The 18,407-nt window shown below is 72.5% G+C and carries 21 protein-coding genes; 16 read left to right on the top strand and 5 right to left on the bottom strand.

What is annotated here, in order from left to right; translation table 11 throughout:
• Nucleotides 1–80: 80 nt before the first annotated feature.
• The 8 genes from OG488_RS08030 to OG488_RS07995 all read left to right on the top strand — a co-directional run bounded on the left by OG488_RS08030 (nucleotide 81) and on the right by OG488_RS07995 (nucleotide 7,382).
• Nucleotides 81–1,139, top strand: a complete 1,059-nt coding sequence (locus OG488_RS08030) for a segregation and condensation protein A (RefSeq protein ID WP_329227255.1) — start codon at nucleotides 81–83, stop codon at nucleotides 1,137–1,139.
• Nucleotides 1,136–1,786: an SMC-Scp complex subunit ScpB gene (scpB, locus tag OG488_RS08025; protein ID WP_329227253.1), complete on the top strand. Its 651-nt coding sequence runs from the start codon at nucleotides 1,136–1,138 to the stop codon at nucleotides 1,784–1,786. Before OG488_RS08030 ends, scpB begins: the two co-directional genes overlap by 4 nt.
• Nucleotides 1,786–2,943: a pseudouridine synthase gene (locus OG488_RS08020; RefSeq protein ID WP_329227252.1), complete on the top strand. Its 1,158-nt coding sequence runs from the start codon at nucleotides 1,786–1,788 to the stop codon at nucleotides 2,941–2,943. The genes scpB and OG488_RS08020 overlap by 1 nt, the downstream gene beginning before the upstream one ends.
• Nucleotides 2,944–3,089: 146 nt before the next feature.
• Nucleotides 3,090–3,746, top strand: a complete 657-nt coding sequence (gene pnuC, locus OG488_RS08015) for a nicotinamide riboside transporter PnuC (RefSeq protein ID WP_329227250.1) — start codon at nucleotides 3,090–3,092, stop codon at nucleotides 3,744–3,746.
• Nucleotides 3,743–4,822, top strand: coding sequence for an AAA family ATPase (locus OG488_RS08010; RefSeq protein ID WP_329227248.1), 1,080 nt, complete (start codon nucleotides 3,743–3,745; stop codon nucleotides 4,820–4,822). Before pnuC ends, OG488_RS08010 begins: the two co-directional genes overlap by 4 nt.
• Nucleotides 4,819–5,562, top strand: coding sequence for an NUDIX hydrolase (locus OG488_RS08005; RefSeq protein WP_329227246.1), 744 nt, complete (start codon nucleotides 4,819–4,821; stop codon nucleotides 5,560–5,562). Before OG488_RS08010 ends, OG488_RS08005 begins: the two co-directional genes overlap by 4 nt.
• Nucleotides 5,559–6,581, top strand: a complete 1,023-nt coding sequence (locus OG488_RS08000; RefSeq protein ID WP_329227244.1) for an ADP-ribosylglycohydrolase family protein — start codon at nucleotides 5,559–5,561, stop codon at nucleotides 6,579–6,581. The genes OG488_RS08005 and OG488_RS08000 overlap by 4 nt, the downstream gene beginning before the upstream one ends.
• A gap of 3 nt (nucleotides 6,582–6,584) precedes the next feature.
• Nucleotides 6,585–7,382 (top strand): nucleotidyltransferase domain-containing protein, encoded by a 798-nt coding sequence (locus tag OG488_RS07995; protein WP_329227242.1) that lies wholly within the window; start codon nucleotides 6,585–6,587, stop codon nucleotides 7,380–7,382.
• Between the two features lie 35 nt (nucleotides 7,383–7,417).
• On the opposite strand, the gene OG488_RS07990 is transcribed toward OG488_RS07995, so the two are convergent.
• Entirely contained in the window at nucleotides 7,418–7,984 is a 567-nt protein-coding gene (locus OG488_RS07990; RefSeq protein ID WP_329227240.1) for a helix-turn-helix domain-containing protein, read from the bottom strand.
• A gap of 47 nt (nucleotides 7,985–8,031) precedes the next feature.
• Between OG488_RS07990 and OG488_RS07985 the strand changes: the two genes are divergently transcribed.
• Nucleotides 8,032–8,970 (top strand): class I SAM-dependent methyltransferase, encoded by a 939-nt coding sequence (locus tag OG488_RS07985; protein WP_329227238.1) that lies wholly within the window; start codon nucleotides 8,032–8,034, stop codon nucleotides 8,968–8,970.
• A 1-nt stretch (nucleotide 8,971) separates the two neighbouring features.
• Here the strand turns inward: OG488_RS07985 and OG488_RS07980 are convergent, their stop codons facing one another.
• On the bottom strand, nucleotides 8,972–9,664 hold the full coding sequence (locus OG488_RS07980; protein WP_329227236.1) for a nucleotidyltransferase domain-containing protein: 693 nt from the start codon (nucleotides 9,662–9,664) through the stop codon (nucleotides 8,972–8,974).
• A gap of 10 nt (nucleotides 9,665–9,674) precedes the next feature.
• Nucleotides 9,675–10,112, bottom strand: coding sequence for a Rieske (2Fe-2S) protein (locus OG488_RS07975; RefSeq protein ID WP_329227234.1), 438 nt, complete (start codon nucleotides 10,110–10,112; stop codon nucleotides 9,675–9,677).
• A 247-nt stretch (nucleotides 10,113–10,359) separates the two neighbouring features.
• Between OG488_RS07975 and aroH the strand changes: the two genes are divergently transcribed.
• The 5 genes from aroH (at nucleotide 10,360) to der (ending at nucleotide 14,826) form a co-directional block, all read left to right on the top strand.
• The gene (aroH, locus tag OG488_RS07970) at nucleotides 10,360–10,722 is read left to right on the top strand and encodes a chorismate mutase (RefSeq protein WP_329227232.1); all 363 of its coding nucleotides are present in this window, start codon (nucleotides 10,360–10,362) and stop codon (nucleotides 10,720–10,722) included.
• Nucleotides 10,719–11,807: a prephenate dehydrogenase gene (locus OG488_RS07965; RefSeq protein WP_329227230.1), complete on the top strand. Its 1,089-nt coding sequence runs from the start codon at nucleotides 10,719–10,721 to the stop codon at nucleotides 11,805–11,807. The genes aroH and OG488_RS07965 overlap by 4 nt, the downstream gene beginning before the upstream one ends.
• A 111-nt stretch (nucleotides 11,808–11,918) precedes the next feature.
• Complete coding sequence (gene cmk, locus OG488_RS07960) at nucleotides 11,919–12,635, top strand: (d)CMP kinase (protein ID WP_329238502.1); 717 nt, start codon at nucleotides 11,919–11,921, stop codon at nucleotides 12,633–12,635.
• Nucleotides 12,632–13,300: a lysophospholipid acyltransferase family protein gene (locus OG488_RS07955; protein ID WP_329227228.1), complete on the top strand. Its 669-nt coding sequence runs from the start codon at nucleotides 12,632–12,634 to the stop codon at nucleotides 13,298–13,300. The genes cmk and OG488_RS07955 overlap by 4 nt, the downstream gene beginning before the upstream one ends.
• A 56-nt stretch (nucleotides 13,301–13,356) precedes the next feature.
• Complete coding sequence (gene der / locus OG488_RS07950) at nucleotides 13,357–14,826, top strand: ribosome biogenesis GTPase Der (protein ID WP_329227225.1); 1,470 nt, start codon at nucleotides 13,357–13,359, stop codon at nucleotides 14,824–14,826.
• 84 nt (nucleotides 14,827–14,910) lie between these two features.
• On the opposite strand, the gene OG488_RS07945 is transcribed toward der, so the two are convergent.
• The gene (locus OG488_RS07945; protein WP_329227223.1) at nucleotides 14,911–15,216 is read right to left on the bottom strand and encodes a hypothetical protein; all 306 of its coding nucleotides are present in this window, start codon (nucleotides 15,214–15,216) and stop codon (nucleotides 14,911–14,913) included.
• A gap of 137 nt (nucleotides 15,217–15,353) precedes the next feature.
• Nucleotides 15,354–16,136 (bottom strand): hypothetical protein, encoded by a 783-nt coding sequence (locus OG488_RS07940; RefSeq protein ID WP_329227221.1) that lies wholly within the window; start codon nucleotides 16,134–16,136, stop codon nucleotides 15,354–15,356.
• 300 nt (nucleotides 16,137–16,436) lie between these two features.
• On the opposite strand from OG488_RS07940, the gene OG488_RS07935 reads away from it, so the two are divergent.
• Entirely contained in the window at nucleotides 16,437–17,717 is a 1,281-nt protein-coding gene (locus OG488_RS07935) for a glycosyltransferase (protein WP_329227219.1), read from the top strand.
• Between the two features lie 436 nt (nucleotides 17,718–18,153).
• Nucleotides 18,154–18,369, top strand: a complete 216-nt coding sequence (locus OG488_RS07930; RefSeq protein ID WP_329227217.1) for an I78 family peptidase inhibitor — start codon at nucleotides 18,154–18,156, stop codon at nucleotides 18,367–18,369.
• Nucleotides 18,370–18,407 lie beyond the last annotated feature (38 nt).

Here is an 18,407-nt window from a genome sequence, read left to right as displayed (position 1 = left end):
TGCCGGGGGAGGGCCGCCGTACGGGCGGTCCCGCCCCGGGGCCACGGCCCGCCTCCCGCCGCACCCCTGGACCCCAGCACATGCCGACTGCCGACGACACGCCCCGCCCGACCCGCCGCGCCCTCGGCCGCGGCCCGGGGATACGGGCCGCGGGCGTACCGGCGGCTCCTGAGGCTCCCGCGGCCTTCCACGAGGCTCCTTCGGCCCCGTCAGGCGCCGAGGCGGCCACAGAGGCCCCTGAGGCCGTTCCGGGTGCCACCGGCGGCCCCGTCGAGAGCCCTCCGGACGCCCTGCCGCCCCCTGAGCCGGTGGAACCCCGTGAGGCCGGAGACGACCGGCGGTTCACCGTGCGGCTCGTCAACTTCGAGGGTCCCTTCGACCTGCTCCTCCAGCTGATCTCCAAGCACAAGCTCGATGTGACCGAGGTCGCGCTGTCGAAGGTCACCGACGAGTTCATGGCCCACATCCGCGCCATGGGACCGGACTGGGACCTCGACCAGACCACCGAGTTCCTCGTCGTCGCCGCGACCCTGCTCGACCTGAAGGCCGCCCGGCTCCTCCCCACGGCCGAGGTGGAGGACGAGGCGGACCTCGCACTCCTGGAGGCGCGGGACCTGCTCTTCGCGCGGCTGCTGCAGTACCGCGCGTACAAGAGGATCGCGGAGATCTTCAGCGACCGGCTGGAGTCGGAGTCCCGCCGCTACCCCCGTACGGTCGGGCTCGAACCCCAGCACGCCGAGCTGCTGCCCGAGGTCGTGATCAGCATCGGCCCGGAAGGCTTCGCCCGGCTCGCCGTGAAGGCGATGCAGCCGAAGCCGAAGCCGCAGGTCTACGTCGACCACATCCACGCACCGCTGGTGAGCGTGCGCGAGCAGGCGGAGATCGTGGTGGTGCGGCTGCGCGCGGAGGGCGAGATCAGCTTCCGGGTGCTCACCGAGGACGCGGCGGACACCCTCACGGTCGTCGCCCGCTTCCTGGCGCTCCTGGAGCTCTACCGGGAGAAGGCGGTCGCGCTCGACCAGGAGGAGGCGCTCGGCGAGCTCCTGGTCCGCTGGGCCGGGGGCGAGGGGGCTGAACCGCTGGTCACGGACGAGTTCGACCAGGAGACGCGCGAGCCGCAGGAGGACGTACAGGCATGAGCACGGATGACGACGGACGCGACGCCGCGGTCGCGGAGCTCGACCTCAAGCCCGCCCTGGAGGCGGTCCTCATGGTCGTCGACGAGCCCGCCACCGAGGAACACCTCGCCAAGGTCCTCCAGCGGCCCCGCAGGGCCGTCGCGGACGCCCTGCGGGAGCTGGCCGACGAGTACACCGTCCAGCGCCGCGGATTCGACCTCAGGCTCGTCGCCGGGGGCTGGCGCTTCTACACCCGCCCGGAGTACGCGGAGGCGGTCGAGGGCTTCGTCCTGGACGGCCAGCACGCCCGGCTCACCCAGGCGGCGCTGGAGACGCTCGCGGTGGTCGCGTACCGTCAGCCGGTCAGCCGGTCGAGGGTCTCGGCGGTGCGCGGGGTGAACTGCGACGGCGTCATGCGGACCCTGCTCCAGAGGGGTCTCGTCGGGGAGGCGGGCGCGGAACCCGAAACAGGTGCGATCCTGTACAGGACGACGAACTACTTTCTGGAGCGCATGGGCCTGCGAGGCCTGGACGAGCTCCCGGAGCTCGCGCCCTTCCTCCCGGAGGCGGACGCGATCGAGGCTGAGACGCTAGAGGGTGTGCCGTCGTTCGATCCGGACGCACCGGACACCCCGGATACTCACGCAGACGACAAGACGGATTTTTGATGCGAAGCAGTGGCAGGAACAGCGGAAGCGGCAGCGGCGGCAACAGTGGCGGCCGGAGCGGTGGCGGCGGCCGGAGTGCCAGGAACAACACCGGCACCGGCAGGAACAGCAACCCGAGCCCCCGGGTCTCCGGCTCCGGGCGCGACGACCAGCAGGAGCAGCGCCCCCGCCGCCCCCGCCCCGAGGAGCGCCGCTACGACGTCGGCGCCGACAAGCCGGGCGGCGACGGCGGTCCCCGCAAGGGCCGCGGCGCCGCGGCCCGCGGTGGTGCCAAGGGCGGCCCCAAGCCCGCACAGAACGTGAGCAAGGGTGGACGGCGCGTGGGCGCCCCGTCCCGTCCCCGCGAGCTCGACGCCAAGATCGAGCAGCGCAACCGCGACCGTTACGCGGACAAGCCCGAGATCAAGACGCCCAAGACGCACCCGGGCGCCGAGCAGGAGGGCGAGCGTCTGCAGAAGATCCTCGCCAGGGCCGGCATGGGCTCGCGCCGGGCGTGCGAGGAGCTGATCGAGCAGGCCAGGGTCGAGGTCAACGGCGAGATCGTCCTGGAGCAGGGCATGCGGGTCGACCCGCAGAAGGACGAGATCAAGGTCGACGGCCTGACCGTCGCGACCCAGTCGCACCTGTTCTTCGCGCTGAACAAACCGGCCGGTGTCGTCTCCACCATGGGGGACCCGGACGGCCGCCAGAACCTCGGTGACTACGTCACCAACCGTGAGACGCGGCTGTTCCACGTCGGGCGGCTCGACACCGAGACCGAGGGCATCATCCTGCTCACCAACCACGGCGAGCTGGCGCACCGTCTCACGCACCCCAAGTACGGCGTGAAGAAGACCTACCTGGCCGCCGTCCAGGGCCCGCTGCCGCGCGACCTCGGCAAGCGGCTCAAGGACGGCATCCAGCTGGAGGACGGCTACGCCCGCGCCGACCACTTCCGGGTCGTCGAGAACACCGGCAAGAACTACCTGGTCGAGGTCACCCTCCACGAGGGCCGCAAGCACATCGTCCGCCGGATGCTGGCCGAGGCGGGCTTCCCCGTCGACCGCCTGGTGCGGACGTCCTTCGGGCCGATCCCGCTGGGCGACCAGAAGTCGGGCTGGCTGCGCCGCCTGACCAACACCGAGGTGGGCATGCTGATGCGCGAGGTCGGTCTGTAGACCACCGCCGGTCTTCGGACCACCGCCCCTCCCGAACGGCCCGCGGCCGGTTCCTCGTTCGTCTTTTCGAACAGGAACCGGCCGCGGGCCTTTTGCTGCCGCCGCTTCTTCTTTATAGTCAGAGTGACCATTAAGAAGGAGGCGGCGTGACGCTCGCGGACATACTCGATCCCCTGCAACAGCCCCTGGTGACGGTCCTGGACACCCCGGTCAGCTGGACCGAGGTGCTGGGTTTCGGCAGCGGCGCGCTGTGCGTCTGGCTCGTGGCCCGCCAGCACCTCGCCAACTGGCCCATCGGCATCGCCAACAACCTGTTCTTCGTCCTGCTGTTCGCCCAGTCCGGTCTGTACGCCGACGCCGGCCTGCAGATCGTCTTCATCTCCCTCGCCGCGTACGGCTGGTGGACCTGGACCCACGGGGGTGGACCAGGTGCGACGGGCCTGCCGGTGCGGAGCACCACCCGCGCCGAGTGGACCTGGCTGCTCGCGGCGGGGGCGGTGGGCACCGCCGGCCTCACCCTGCTGCTGTCCCGGGCCACGGACTCGACCGTGCCGTTCTGGGACGCCCTCACCACCTCGCTGTCCCTCATGGCGACCTACGGGCAGTGCCGCAAGCGCGTCGAGTCCTGGTGGCTGTGGATCGCCGCCGACGTGGTGTACATCCCGCTCTACGCGTACAAGGAGCTCTACCTGACGTCCCTGCTCTACGCCGGTTTCCTCATGCTCTGCCTCCTCGGGCTGCGCAACTGGAACCGTGACCTCGCCGGGGCGGACCGGCGGAGGGGCGCGGTGGTGCCGGTATGAAACGCCACGGGCACGGCCTCGTCCTCGGCAAGTTCTATCCGCCGCACGCCGGCCACCACCACCTCGTCCGCACCGCGCGGGACCGCTGCGAGCGGCTCACCGTCCTGGTCTGCGCCGCCTCCGTGGAGTCCGTACCGCTCGCCGACCGGGTCGCCTGGATGCGGGAGGCCCACCCCGACGTACGGGTGGTGGGCACCGTCGACGACCACCACATGGACGTCACGGACGAGGCCGTCTGGGACGCGCACATGGAGGTCTTCACCGCCGCCGTCCCCGAACGGGTCGACGCCGTCTTCACCTCGGAGGCGTACGGCGAGGAGCTGGCCCGCCGCTTCGGAGCCGAATCCGTCCTCGTCGACCCCGGCCGCACCCTGTTCCCCGTCTCGGGTACCGCCGTCCGCGCCGATCCCGCCCGCTTCTGGGACTACCTGGAGCCGCCCGTCCGGGCCGCGCTCGCCCGCCGCGTCGTCGTCCTCGGCGCGGAGTCCACCGGCACCACGACCCTGGCCCGCGCCCTGGCCGACCACTACCGCGGGCGCGGCGGCGTATGGGCGCGGACCCGCTACGTCGCCGAGTACGGGCGGGAGTTCAGCGAGGCGAAGCTCGCCGCCCTGCGCGACCGGTGGCCGGGCGCCCAGTGGGAGGACGTCACCTTCACCACCGACGACTTCCCCCTCATCGCCGAGACCCAGAACGCCAGGGAGGACGCCGCCGCACGGGTGGGGTCCCCGGTGCTCTTCTGCGACACCGACTCCTTCGCCACCACGGTCTGGCACGAGCGCTACATCGGCGGGAGGAACCCGCTCGTCGAGAAGACCGCCGACCGGGTCACCCACCACCTGTGGCTGCTCACCGACCACGAGGAAGTCCCCTTCGAGGACGACGGACTGCGCGACGGCGAGGAGCTGCGGCCCTGGATGACGGACCGCTTCCGCGCCGAACTCATCCGCACCGGACGCACGTTCGTCGAGATCACCGGGGACCGCCGTGAGCGCCTCGACACGGCGGTCGCGGCCGTCGACCGGCTCCTCGCCGACGGCTGGCACTTCACCGCACCCCTGCCGGAGATCCGATGAGCACCGCCCCCGAGGGGTACGACCCCCACGCCTTCGCCCCCTTCGCCGTCACCGTCGACCTCGCGGTCTTCACCGTCCGCGAGGCACGGCTCCATGTGCTGCTCGTGGAGCGCGGCCAGGCCCCCTACAAGGGGCGCTGGGCGCTGCCCGGCGGATTCGTCCTGCCCCGGGAGTCCGCCGAGGAGGCGGCCCGCCGCGAGCTCGCCGAGGAGACCGGTCTCACCCAGAAGTCCGTGTGCGGCTTCCACCTCGAACAGCTGCGCACCTACACCGACCCGGACCGCGACCCCAGGATGCGGGTCGTCTCCGTCGCGTACGCGGCGCTCGTGCCCGACCTCCCGGAGCCCCGGGGCGGCGGGGACGCGGCCCACGCCCAGTGGTGGGACGCGGGCGGCACCGGGCCGCTCGCCTTCGACCACGACCGCATCCTGGCGGACGCCCACGACCGGATCGGGGCCAGGCTCGAGTACTCCTGCCTGGCCACCACCTTCTGCCCCGCCGAGTTCACCCTCGGCGAGCTCCAGCAGGTCTACGAGACCGTCTGGGGCGTCGAGCTCGACCGGCCCAACTTCAGGCGCAAGGTCCTCACCACGCCCGGCTTCGTCCAGGCCGTGGACGGACCGCCGCGCCGCACCGGCGGACGGGGAAAGCCCGCCGCCCTCTACCGGGCGGGTGCCGCTACCGCCCTGCACCCACCCTTGCTGCGCCCGGAAGGACGCCCTGAAGGACGGACATCATGATCCCGACACGGATTCTCACCAAGCAGGCGGCCACGGGCGCGCTGACCGGGCTCGCGCTCGGCGACGCGCTGGGCTTCCCCACCGAGTTCAACAACGTCCCCGCGATCCTCGCCAAGTGCGGGCCCTGGCGCCAGATGCGGCTGCCGAAGCCCGCGTTCGTCACCGACGACACCCAGATGACGCTCGCGCTCGGCCGAGGCATCCGCACCGCCATGGACCGGGGCCTGCTCACCCCGGAGCGTCTGGCGGGGCCGGTCCGCGAGGAGTTCGTCCGCTGGTCCCGCTCCCCGGACAACAACCGTGCGCCCGGCCGCACCTGCATGACCGCCTGCCGCCTGCTGGAGGACGGGAGGCCCTGGCAGGAGGCCAGCCAGACCGGCTCCAAGGGCTGCGGCGCCACCATGCGGGTCGCACCCGTCGGCCTCGTACCGGGGCTCAGCGAGGAGCAGCGGGCCGGAGCCGCCCAGCTCCAGGCCGCACTGACCCACGGTCACCCCACCGCGCTGGCCGCCTCCGACCTGATGGCCCGCGCGGTTTTCCTGCTGGCGCAGGGGGCCGAACCGATGGGCCTGGTCGGCCAGTTGCGCAGCTACGCCTACGAGAACGGCAGCCGGTACCCGATGCGCTGGCTCGGCGACCTCTGGCGCCACGCGGGCGACGCCTCGCCCGAGGCGTACATCCGGCGTGGCTGGGACGAGTGCCTCACCGCCCTCGCCCGGGTCCAGGACGCCCTGCGGAACCCGTCCCCCGAGACCGACCCCTGCGAGGCCACCGGCGACGGCTGGGTCGCCGAGGAGGCCCTCGCGACGGCCCTGCACTGCTTCCTCCTCTTCCCCGAGGAGCCGGTCACCGCGCTGCGCCGGGCCGCCTGCACCCGCGGCGACTCCGACTCCCTGGGCTGCCTGACGGGCGCGCTCGCCGGCGCGCACCTGGGGGCGGGAGCCTGGCCCAAGGAGTGGTCGGAGCGCATCGAGTACCGCAGCGACCTGCTGTCGCTGGCAGCGCTCTGGGACGCTTGACCCATGCACAGCGACACGACGCTCCTGCGACGGGCCGGGCTGCCGGTCACCGATCTGGCCCCGGTACTCGCCGACGAGCCCTGCCCGCTCCTGTTCGCCACGGTCTCGGGCGCCCACCTGTACGGCTTCCCCTCACGGGACTCGGACGTGGACCTGCGGGGGGTCCACGTCCTGCCCGCGGAGGATCTCGTCGGCCTCCGGGAGCCGGAGGAGACGCGCTCGCGGATGTGGGACCACGACGGGACCGAGATGGACCTCGTCACCCACGACCTCCGTAAGTTCGTCCGGCTCATGCTGAAGCCCAACGGCTACGTACTGGAGCAGCTGCTCTCACCGCTGGTGGTGCACACCACGCCCCTCCACGCGGAACTCGCCTCCCTGGCCCCGCTGGTGGTGACCCGCAACCACGCCCACCACTACCGGGGGTTCGCCGGCACGCAGTGGCGTCTGTTCGAGAGGTCCGGCGAGCTGAAGCCGCTCCTCTACACGTTCCGCGCGCTGCTCACCGGCATCCACCTGATGCGGACCGGCAGGCTGGTGGCCCACCTGCCGACCCTGCTGGACGAGGTGACCGGGCCGCCCTACCTGCCCGCGCTGATCGAGGCGAAGGCCGGCGCCGAGCACGGGCCCGCGTCGACGGTGGACCGGCCGTCGGCCGCGCGCGACGTCGAGGCGCTCCACGCCGTCCTCGACGACGCGCAGGCCCGGTCGGGGCTCGCGGAGTCACCCTCGGGCTTCGACGCGCTGCACGAGCTGGTCGTACGCGTGCGGCTGGGTGAGGAGTCCGTCCTGATTCCCTGAGGGCCGGACGGTTCCGGCATCCTGCGGCCGCTCTCTCAGGAGTCCTCGCGCAGATGGGAGCGGCGGCCGTCCCGGTCGAAGATGCCGAGGACGTCGGCCGGGCCGCCGACGGCGCCCAGCGCGTGCGGGAGCATCGTGCTGAACTCGGCGGCCTGCCCCTCCACCAGGCGCAGCCTCCGGTCGCCCAGGACCAGCATGACCGTGCCGGACAGCACCGTGAACCACTCGCGGCCGGGGTGCGCCTTCAGCGCCGCAGGGCCCTCGGGCGGGGGATCGGTCAGCCGCATCCGGGCGACGGTGACGCCCGGATCACCGCGCATCGGCCACTGGGTCAGCCCCCGCGCCGGATTGTGCGAGGGGTTGATGACGACGTCGTCCGCGGCCGTCTCGACGAGCTGGTCGAGCGAGGTGCCCAGCGCCCGGGCGAGCGCGGTGAGCTGGTCGAGCGCGATCCTGCGGTGCCCCGTCTCGATCCGGCTGAGCGTGGAGGGGCTGAGGTGGCAGCGGGCGGCGAGGTCGTCGAGCGACCAGCCGTGCGCCGCCCGCAGAGCCCGGACCCGTTTGCGTACGAGGCCGTCGAGATCACTGCCTTCTTGCGTCATGGGCAAGAGCGTATGCGCTGCGCGCAAATCCTCGTAGGCTCGGTCCCATGACACGTTCGACATCCCACGCCCCGGAGCCGCACGGCCCCGCCCACCACCACGGCCACGGCGACCACCCCGGCCACGGAGGCGGTCACGGGCACGGCCACGCGCACACCGCTCAGGACGACGCCCTCCTCGTCGCCGTGCTCGACCTCGACGCCGAGATCTTCGCCCCGTACCTCACCGCGGTGACCAGCGGGATCGCCGAGCTCGCCCGCGACCGGGTCTCGCACGTCGTCGACCTCGGGGCGGGCACCGGGACCGGCACGTTCGCCCTGCTGGAACGTTTCCCCGACGCGCGGGTGACCGCCGTCGACAGCTCTCCCGCGATGCTCGCCCTGCTCACCGAGAGGGCCCGGGCGAAGGGCCTGGGCGACCGGGTGCGCACCCTGGAGACGGACGCGGGCACCGGGCTCGCCGGCATCACGGACGCCGACCTCGTCTGGGCCTCGGCCTCCCTGCACCACGTCGACGACCCGGCCGCCGCCCTCGCCGGGGTCCGCGCCGCACTGCGTCCCGGCGGAATCGTCGCCGTCGCGGAGATGGACGGGATGCCGCGCTTCCTCCCGGAGGACGCCGTCGTGGGCCGCCCCGGCCTGGAGGCGCGCTGCCGCGAGGCCCTCGGCGCGGTCGACGCCGAGCAGGTGCCGCACATGGGCGCCGACTGGGGCACCCTGCTGGCCGAGGCGGGACTCACCGTCGAGCAGGAGCACACGGAGCCGCTGGAGCTGCGGGCCCCGCTGCCGGCCCAAGCCGGCACGTACGCCCACCTCGTGCTCGGCCGCATCCGCGGCGCCCTCGAAGGCCGGGCCGACCCCGCGGACCTCGACGCCCTCTCCACCCTGCTCGACGGCGGCCCGGGCGACGTGCGCCACCGCGAGGACCTGGTCGTACGGTCCACCCGTCAGCTCTGGGTGGCCCGCCGCCCCGCGGACGCCCCCTGAGTCACCCGCCCGCCGACGCCCGCCGGGCCCGGACCAGGAACGCCTCCACCCGCTCCCGGTCCGGCTCCGGCGGGAGCGGGGAACGGGAGGCCGCCTCGTCGTTCTCGTCGGCCAGGCGCGCCATCCGGCGCGCCACCTCGGCCCACGGGACCTCGCCCCGCTTCACCGCCAGCAGGTCCTCGCGCGCGTCCCCCACCCCGATCCGCAGCTCACCCGTCCGCAGCAGCTCCCGGCTCGACGCCAGCAGCCGCAACAGATGCATGGCGTGCTTCCAGCGTGGAGCGCCGTGCACGCGGACATCGGCCTCCAGCTTCCGGCGCTGGCCCAGCGCGTAGCGCGCGAACGTCCCGTGGGCCTGCCGGGACAGGAAGGCGTCGCGGAGCCCGAGGAGCTCCTCGCCCGTGGCGTCGATCCGCTCCACGAGCGGGGAGTGCAGGCACTCCAGCACATTGGGGTTGGCCCGCAGCGCCAGCTCGCAGAAGCGCTCCAGCTCCCAGGAGAACTGCTCGTCGGCCGGCCCCTCGACATGGGAGGGCGGCTTCGTGAAGCCCCAGAACAGCGGGGTCGGCGCGAGGAACACCCCGCGCCGGTCGGTGTCGCTGTCCTCGGTGGCCAGTCCGAACGCGCGGGAGCCCATCACACACGCGTAGACGGTGTGCTCCCGCACGAGCCGCGCGCCATCAGGGGTGATCATGCGCGCGAGGCTACGCGCCCTGCCCCAGCCGGATGCTGTCGCCCTCGACGGTGATCCGTTCGGCCGGCAGGGCGCGCGTGGCCGGGCCCTGCTCGACGGCCCCGTCCTCGATGCTGAACCGGCTGCCGTGGCAGGCGCAGTCGATGGTGCCGTCGGTGACCGAGGAGACGATGCAGCCCGCATGGGTGCACACCGCGGAGAAGGCCTTGAACTCCCCGGCGACCGGCTGGGTCACCACGACCTTGCGGTCCTTGAAGATCTTCCCGCCCCCCGCCGGGATCTGGGAGGCCGTCGTCAGCTCCGCGTCCCCGGAGGCGGACGGGGGACTGGCGTCCCCGGAGGCGGCAGAGGAGCTCTCCTCGCCGCCGCCCCCGTCGCCGGACGAGCCGCAGCCGGTCACCAGCGCCGCCGCTCCCGCGGTCAGGACCGTCCTTCGCCGTGCGTTCATGCTTCTCCTCGCGGGGTGGTCGTGCAGGGACCGATGACAGGCATCGTCACCCCGCCCGGCGTCCGGGCCCGGCAACCCGGCGGTGGATGCGCCCGACCGGGTGGGCCGCGGAGCGGCGTCCCGTCGCGCGGCCCACCCGGGTCGGGCGTCCCGGCCCGCGTCTCACGGACAGGGCACCGGTGACCGGCCCACCCGTCACCCCTCTAGGCTGAAAGGGCACACAGAACGAGGCGACGAGAGGTACGACGTGGCGGTACGAGCAGTCCGTGGAGCCGTCCAGCTGGAGCGGGACGAAGCCGCTCACATGGACGAGCGGGTGAGCGAGCTCCTCACCGCTGTGCTGGAGCGCAACCAGCTCGTCGCCGACGACCTGATCAGCGTCTGGTTCACCGCCACCCCCGACCTGCACAGCGATTTCCCGGCAGCCGCCGCCCGCGGGCTCGGCATCGTCGACGTACCGCTGATCTGCGCCCAGGAACTGGACATCGACGGGGCCATGCCCCGTGTCGTCCGCATACTCGCCCACGTGGAGACGTATCTCTCCAAGGCCGAGATCGGCCACGTCTATCTCGGCGCCACCGGCGCCCTCCGCAAGGACATCGCCCAGTGAGAACAGCCCTCGTCATCGGAACGGGCCTGGTCGGCACCTCGGCGGCCCTCGCCCTCGCGGGGCGCGGCATCCAGGTGTACCTGGCCGACCGTGACGCGTCCTCGGCGCAGACCGCCGCCGCGCTCGGCGCCGGTACGACGGACGAGGCGCCCGACGGCCCCGTCGACCTGGCGATCGTCGCCGTACCGCCCGCCCACACCGCCTCCGTGCTCGCCACGGCCATGCGGGACGGGATCGCCCGCGCCTACCTCGACGTCGCCAGCGTCAAGGGCGGCCCGCGCCGCGAGCTGGAGGCACTCGGCGTCGACCTCACGCCGTACATCGGCACCCACCCCATGGCCGGCAAGGAGCGCTCCGGGCCCCTCGCGGCCACCGCCGACCTCTTCGAGGGCCGCCCCTGGGTCCTCACCCCGACCCGGGAGACCGACACCGAGGTCCTCAACCTCGCCCTGGAACTGGTCGCGCTCTGCCGGGCCGTCCCGGTGGTCATGGACGCCGACGCCCACGACCGTGCCGTGGCCCTGGTCTCGCACACCCCGCAGCTGATCTCCTCGATGGTCGCCGCCCGGCTGGAGGAGGCCGACGAGACCGCCGTACGCCTGTGCGGCCAGGGGATCAGGGACGTCACGCGCATCGCGGCCTCCGACCCCCGGATGTGGGTGGAGATCCTCTCCGCCAACCCCGGCCCGGTGGCCGACGTGCTGGCGGGCGTCGCCACCGACCTGGACGAGACGGTCCGGGCGCTGCGCGGCCTCCAGTCCGCCGACGAGGACGAGCGCCGCACGGGCACCGAGGGCATCGAGGACGTCCTGCGCCGGGGCAACGCGGGCCGCGTCAGGGTCCCCGGCAAGCACGGGGCCGCCCCGGCGTCGTACGAGGTCGTCGCCGTGCTCATCAGCGACCGGCCGGGCGAACTGGCCGCGATCTTCGCCGACGCGGGGAAGGCCGGCGTCAACATCGAGGACGTCCGCATCGAGCACGCCACCGGTCAGCAGGCCGGACTCGTCCAGCTGATGGTCGAGCCGAGCGCCGCACCCGCGCTGAGCACCGCCCTCAGCGAGCGCGGCTGGTCGATCCGGCACTGAGGACCGTCCCGGAGACAGGGGTACAAACGCGCTTCCGGCACTCGGTAACCTTGAGGGAGGCCGCCCCCAGTCTGCCCTGCCATGCTCCACCCACCCCCGCGTACCAGGAAGGTGTCCACCACCGTGGAAACCGTAAGCGCCGCCGCCCGGACCGCCCCGGCCGCAGTGATCGTCGCCATCGACGGCCCCTCCGGCACCGGCAAGTCGAGCACCTCCAAGGCCGTCGCCGCCCAGCTCGGCCTGAGCTACCTGGACACGGGCGCCCAGTACCGGGCGATCACGTGGTGGATGCTGAACAACGGCATCGACGTGACGGACGCGGCCGAGATCGCCACGGCCGCCGCCAAGCCGGTCATCGTCTCCGGGACGGACCCGTCCGCTCCGACGATCACCGTCGACGGCGAGGACGCCTCGGGCCCGATCCGCACCCAGGAGGTCACCTCCAAGGTCAGCGCGGTCAGCGCCGTGCCCGAGGTGCGCACCCTGATCACCGAGCTGCAGCGCACCATCGCCGCCGAGGCCGAGCGGGGCATCGTCGTCGAGGGCCGTGACATCGGCACGACCGTGCTGCCCGACGCCGACATCAAGATCTTCCTGACCGCGTCCCCCGAGGCGCGCGCCGCCCGCCGCAGCGGTGAGCTCAAGGGTTCCGACCTGGCGGCCACCCAGGAGGCGCTGGTCAAGCGGGACGCCGCCGACTCCGGCCGCAAGACCTCGCCGCTGGCCAAGGCCGGCGACGCCGTCGAGGTGGACACCACCGACCTGACCCTCACGCAGGTCATCGAGTGCGTCGTCACCCTCGTCGGGGAGAAGCAGGCCGCGAAGTGACCGAAGCCACTGCCGCGCCGACGTTGCGCGGTGCGGCCGTCGGGCGCGGGATCGGCATCGGGCTCATGTACGGGCTCTTCAGGCCCCGCGTGCTCGGCGCGTGGCGGGTCCCCACCACGGGACCCGTCATACTCGCGGTGAACCACGCGCACAATCTCGACGGACCGATGCTGATGGGCACCGCGCCCCGGCCCGTCCACTTCCTGATCAAGAAGGAGGCGTTCGTCGGCCCCCTCGACCCGTTCCTGCGCGGAATCGGTCAGCTGAAGGTGGACCGCACGACCGTCGACCGCACCGCCATCACGCAGGCACTCGGCGTGCTGGACGACGGCGGCGTCCTCGGGATCTTCCCCGAGGGCACCAGGGGCGAAGGCGACTTCGCCTCCCTGCGTGCGGGGCTCGCGTACTTCGCGGTGCGCGGCGGGGCGCCCATCGTCCCCGTCGCGGTCCTGGGAAGCACGGAGCGCCGTGGACGGTTGGTACGGGCGCTGCCTCCGCTGCGCAGCCGGGTCGACGTCGTCTTCGGTGACGCCTTCCAGGCCGGTGACGGCAGCGGGCGGCGCACCAGGAAGGCGCTGGACGAGGCGACACTGCGGATCCAGGCCGAGCTGACCGCACACCTGGAAAACGCCAGGCGCCTCACCGGGCGCCCTGTTAAGACTTGAGTAGTGGGCCGCGCGATCGTGGCCCATCGATGATGATGCAAAGAGGAACGGACTTCATGAACGACCAGATTCACTCCGGCGGCTCGGACCACGAGCACGGAGCACTTGGCGATGCCGAGTACGCGGAGTTCATGGAGCTCGCCGCGCAGGAGGGGTTCGACCCCGAGGACGTCGAGGGCGCGATCGGTGAGGCCGGTCACGGGCCGCTTCCCGCGCTCGCCGTCGTCGGCCGCCCGAACGTCGGCAAGTCGACCCTGGTGAACCGGATCATCGGCCGCCGCGAGGCCGTCGTCCAGGACAAGCCCGGTGTCACCCGTGACCGCGTCAGCTACGAGGCCGAGTGGGCCGGCCGCCGCTTCAAGGTCGTCGACACCGGTGGCTGGGAGCAGGACGTACTGGGCCTCGACGCCTCCGTCGCCGCCCAGGCCGAGTACGCCATCGAGACGGCCGACGCGGTCGTCTTCGTGGTCGACGCCACCGTCGGCGCCACCGACACCGACGAGGCCGTCGTGAAGCTGCTGCGCCGCGCCGGCAAGCCCGTGGTCCTCTGCGCCAACAAGGTCGACGGACAGAGCGGCGAGGCCGACGCCACCGCGCTCTGGTCGCTGGGCCTCGGCGAGCCGCACCCGGTCTCCTCCCTACACGGCCGAGGCACCGGCGACATGCTGGACGCCGTCCTGGAGGCCCTGCCCGAGGCCCCGGCCCAGTCCTTCGGCGCCGCGCTCGGCGGCCCGCGCCGCATCGCGCTCATCGGCCGTCCCAACGTCGGCAAGTCCTCGCTCCTCAACAAGGTGGCCAACGAGGACCGCGTCGTCGTCAACTCGCTCGCCGGCACCACGCGCGACCCGGTCGACGAGCTGATCGAGCTCGGCGGCATCACCTGGAAGTTCATCGACACGGCCGGCATCCGCCGCAAGGTCCACCTCCAGGAGGGCGCGGACTACTACGCCTCGCTGCGCACCGCGGCCGCCGTGGAGAAGGCCGAGGTCGCCGTCATCCTGATCGACTCGAGCGAGTCCATCAGCGTCCAGGACCAGCGGATCGTCACCATGGCGGTGGAGGCCGGCCGCGCGATCGTGCTCGCCTTCAACAAGTGGGACACCCTCGACGAGGAGCGCCGCTACTACCTGGAGCGCGAGATCGAGACGGAGCTCGCGCAGGTCGCCTGGGCGCCCCGCGTCAACGTCTCGGCCGTCACGGGCCGCCACATGGAGAAGCTGGTCCCGGCGATCGAGACCGCGATCGAGGGCTGGGAGACCCGTGTCCCCACCGGCAGGCTGAACGCCTTCCTCGGTGAGATCGTCGCCTCCCACCCGCACCCGGTGCGCGGCGGCAAGCAGCCCCGCATCCTCTTCGGCACCCAGGCGGGCACCAAGCCGCCCCGGTTCGTGCTCTTCTCGTCCGGCTTCCTGGAGCACGGCTACCGCCGCTTCGTGGAACGCCGTCTGCGCGAGGAGTTCGGCTTCGAGGGCACGCCGCTGCACATCTCGGTGCGGGTGCGCGAGAAGCGCGGCCGCAAGAAGTGAGGTAGCGCCACGACGAAGCCCCTGATCATCCGCCGCGGAAACGGATGGTCAGGGGCTTCGTCGTGCCGTCGGACGGCCGTGGCGTCAGGCGTCCGTGGACCCGGGCGGCAGCGCCGCGGGCCGGGCGCGCCCGGCGTGGCGTCCGACCCGCTGCCAGGAACCCGGGTTGCTCCCGCCCGCGCTGTGGCTTCCCTGGGCGTTCGCCGCCGTACGGCCGCTCAGTGGTGCACGGCTGCCGAACATCCCGATGCCGAACGTTCTGAAGCCGAGATTCTCCTCACCCGTGCGGTCCCCGGGAAGCGCCCGGAACGATCGCCTGTACTCGGAGTACAGGGCGTCGTAGATCGGGGTGGGGGACTTGCCGCCCGAGGGCTCCTGCGACGGGCGCATGGCCGGAATCGGGGTCTGCTGATGGCGAGAAGGGTCATATGAGTGCACGTAGGTGCCAACGACCTCACCGCCCGTCGGATGCGGGCCGGACGGAGAAAACGCTGTTCGGCGGGCAGGGGAGGGCTGCCCGGACACGCTCAGGTCCCGGCCAGCGGCATCGTCGCGGCGACCAGCAGGCCGTTGACGGCGGCCTTGTCCAGCGCGTCGCGGAGCAGGTCCTCGCGCGGCTGCTGGCCGATGGAACCCGCGGGCGCGGCGAAGACCAGCACGCTCTGCGACTTGTTCGCGGCGGCCCGCCAGCCGTCGGTGACCTGGAGCGGCTGGTGGGCCTGCCACCAGGCGACCGGGTTGCCGCCGCCCGCGCCGGGCTGCAGCACGGCGTGCAGCTGTCCCATGGCGAGGAGCACGGACCAGCCGGGGAGGACGCCCGGCAGCCGGTTCAGATGGGGTGTGGGGAGGAAGCCCTGTTCCAGCAGCAGCTGGAGGAACTGGTCCCCGCCGCTGCCGTCCGTGCCCGGCCGGGCGATCGGCCCCGTCGGTTCGACGACCAGGGCCGGGCGGAGGTCGTCCTCGATCAGGACGAGACCGCTGGTGATGCCGAGGACGGCCTGTTCGGGCATGAGACCCTCCGGGTTCTGTGGCTCGCTGCCGGTGATGGACCGCACGGCGCCCTGGAGCTGGTCCTCCGCGACCTGGACCACCTGCGAGGGGATGCAGGTCGCGTGGGCGAACGCGAGAACGGCGGTCTCCTCGCCCACGAAGAGCACCGTGCTGGTGCGCTCCTGGTCGGAGTCGCCGGGAGTGCGGCACGAGGTGCAGTCGTAACTGCCTGGGGCACTGTCGCCGACGAGCAGCCGTTCGGCTTCGGCATCGCCGATCTCGGCGCGTACGTCCTCGCTGACGTCGAGCATGCGCGGCACGGGTGGCTCCTCGAACTCGGTGCGTGGGCCGGGCGGTTCCCGGCTCATGAAGAGACAACGGAAGACCCGGGGCCGGGGTCACGCGTGAATCCGGAGATTAAGTGCCGGAGCCGGCGGACCGGTTGAGCCGGAAGATCGCACACGTGATCCGGAGTCACATATTCCGAACACGGGCCTCTGACGTGCGTGTATTCGTTCGAATGTCACAGGTCTGTGCGACTCCTGTGCGAACTCCGTGCCGTCATCTGACGGCACGTAAGGTCCGTCGCAGACCAGTCGACCAGGGGAAACGACTACGTAATGCACATTTCATTCCTGCTCCACAACGCGTACGGCATCGGGGGAACGATCCGTACCACCTTCACGCTCGCCAGGACCTTGGCGGAGCAGCACGACGTCGAGATCGTCTCCGTCTTCCGGCACCGCGACGCCCCGAAGCTCGGCGCGCCCGCCGGAGTACGGATGAAGCACCTCGTCGACCTGCGCGGGTCGAGCCCGGGGTACGAGGGGGAGACCGCCGAACACAAGGCGCCGGCGTCGGTGTTCCCGCGGGGAGACACCCGGCACGGGCAGTACAGCAGGCTCACCGACAGGCGTATCGCGGCTCATCTGGGCGGGCTGGAGGCCGATGTCGTCGTCGGCACACGGCCCGGTCTCAACGTCCACATCAGCCGGGAGGCGCGGCGGGGTCCGGTGCGCGTCGGCCAGGAGCACCTCACCCTCGAGAGCCACGGCTACCGGCTGCGCAGGGAGATCAGCCACCGCTACAGACTGCTCGACGCCGTCACGACCGTGACCGGGGCCGACGCCCGCGACTACCGCGGCAGGCTGCGGCTGCCCGGCGTACGGATCGAGGCCATCCCGAACAGCGTGCCCGAGCCGGCCGGCCCGCCCGCCGACTGCGACGCCAAGTGGATCGTGGCGGCCGGCCGGCTGCACCGGGTCAAGCGGTACGACGTCCTGGTCCGGGCCTTCGCCGAGGTCGCGGCGGTGCGCCCGGAGTGGCGGCTGCGGATCTACGGCGCGGGCGACGCGTCCGGGAACGAGCAGCAGCCCCTGCGCGCGCTCGTCGACGAGCTCGGCCTCCGGGAGCGGGTGGTCCTCATGGGTTCGGTCGACCCGATGGAGGCGGAGTGGCCCCGGAGCTCCATCGCCGCCGTCACCTCCGAGCGGGAGTCGTTCGGCATGACCATCGTGGAGGCCATGCGCTGCGGGGTGCCGGTCGTGGCGACGGACTGCCCCCACGGCCCCGCCGAAATCATCGACGACGGCACGGACGGGCGACTGGTGCCGCTCGGGGACACCGGCGCCTTCGCCAGGGCCCTGCTCGGCCTGATCGACGACGACGACCTGCGGCACCGGATGGGCCGCGCCGCGAGGGTCTCCGCCGCGAGGTTCGATCCGGCGCCGATCGCGGAGCGGCACGAGAGGCTCTTCACCGAGCTGGCCTCGCGGGGCGGAGGAGGGGGAGCGCGGAGCGTGCTGCGCGGTGCGGTCCACCGCTCCCGGGGCAGCGTGCTGGACGGGGCGTACGCGCTGCGTGACAAGGCGGCGGGGGTGATCCGCGGAGGACGGTCCTGAGCGGTGGCGCCCGGACCCTCCGTCCGGGCGCCCTGCGCCGGACCGATTCATTCCGGATGGTGCGGCGGCCGGGGAAGCCCTTCGGCCGATGCCGTGCGGGCGTCGGGGGCGGCGGGAAAAGTAAGGCCGGTATAAGCGCGGATGAATTCCAGGTGGCGCGCCCGGGTATTTCCTTTTTCGCGGACATCGGGAAAGGGGGGCGCCGTCGGCCGTCCCTCCCGGAATTCCGCCTCGGGCCGGGGGCAGGGGAGGCATTTCGCGGGGCCGGTTCCATTACGTTCCGTCCCGCCCGACTGTCCGTTCGGGTGAAGTGGGCCGACGTGGACACACGGGGTGATCCTGTGACACAGCCGTGACAGGTGAGGCACGCGGTGCCCGCCGGCACCCCGGGCCACGGTCGCTTCCGCCGCGCCGCGAGGCGGCATACGGTGAAGGTATGGCATCCGTACCGACCCCTCCCGCCCAGCCGGACGACTCCACCGACTCCTACATCGGCCTCGACGCCGACACCGCCGAACGGCAGGCCAGATCGCGCGGCTGGAGCACGGTCCGGGCCCTCCCGCCGGGCACGGTCATCACCATGGAGTTCCGTGGTGGACGCATCAACTTCGAGGTCGACGCCTCGACCGTGACCCGCTGCTGGGTCGGCTGACGCCGCTCCCGACGGACGAGGGCCCCGACCTGGGTCGG

Source organism: Streptomyces sp. NBC_01460, assembly GCF_036227405.1.
Lineage (GTDB): Bacteria > Actinomycetota > Actinomycetes > Streptomycetales > Streptomycetaceae > Streptomyces.
The sequence above is the reverse complement of the archived record's forward strand: the minus strand, read 5'-3'. Positions and strand labels throughout refer to the sequence as shown.

Coding starts and splice junctions, on each gene's coding strand:
- OG488_RS07995 (WP_329227242.1), top strand. CDS start 6,585: ATGCACAGCGACACGACGCTCCTGCGACGGGCCGGGCTGCCGGTCACC.
- OG488_RS08005 (WP_329227246.1), top strand. CDS start 4,819: ATGAGCACCGCCCCCGAGGGGTACGACCCCCACGCCTTCGCCCCCTTC.
- OG488_RS07990 (WP_329227240.1), bottom strand. CDS start 7,984: ATGACGCAAGAAGGCAGTGATCTCGACGGCCTCGTACGCAAACGGGTC.
- der (WP_329227225.1), top strand. CDS start 13,357: ATGAACGACCAGATTCACTCCGGCGGCTCGGACCACGAGCACGGAGCA.
- OG488_RS07985 (WP_329227238.1), top strand. CDS start 8,032: ATGACACGTTCGACATCCCACGCCCCGGAGCCGCACGGCCCCGCCCAC.
- scpB (WP_329227253.1), top strand. CDS start 1,136: ATGAGCACGGATGACGACGGACGCGACGCCGCGGTCGCGGAGCTCGAC.
- OG488_RS08010 (WP_329227248.1), top strand. CDS start 3,743: ATGAAACGCCACGGGCACGGCCTCGTCCTCGGCAAGTTCTATCCGCCG.
- OG488_RS07975 (WP_329227234.1), bottom strand. CDS start 10,112: ATGAACGCACGGCGAAGGACGGTCCTGACCGCGGGAGCGGCGGCGCTG.
- OG488_RS07935 (WP_329227219.1), top strand. CDS start 16,437: ATGCACATTTCATTCCTGCTCCACAACGCGTACGGCATCGGGGGAACG.
- OG488_RS07945 (WP_329227223.1), bottom strand. CDS start 15,216: ATGCGCCCGTCGCAGGAGCCCTCGGGCGGCAAGTCCCCCACCCCGATC.
- OG488_RS07980 (WP_329227236.1), bottom strand. CDS start 9,664: ATGATCACCCCTGATGGCGCGCGGCTCGTGCGGGAGCACACCGTCTAC.
- OG488_RS07930 (WP_329227217.1), top strand. CDS start 18,154: ATGGCATCCGTACCGACCCCTCCCGCCCAGCCGGACGACTCCACCGAC.
- OG488_RS08000 (WP_329227244.1), top strand. CDS start 5,559: ATGATCCCGACACGGATTCTCACCAAGCAGGCGGCCACGGGCGCGCTG.
- OG488_RS08020 (WP_329227252.1), top strand. CDS start 1,786: ATGCGAAGCAGTGGCAGGAACAGCGGAAGCGGCAGCGGCGGCAACAGT.
- OG488_RS08030 (WP_329227255.1), top strand. CDS start 81: ATGCCGACTGCCGACGACACGCCCCGCCCGACCCGCCGCGCCCTCGGC.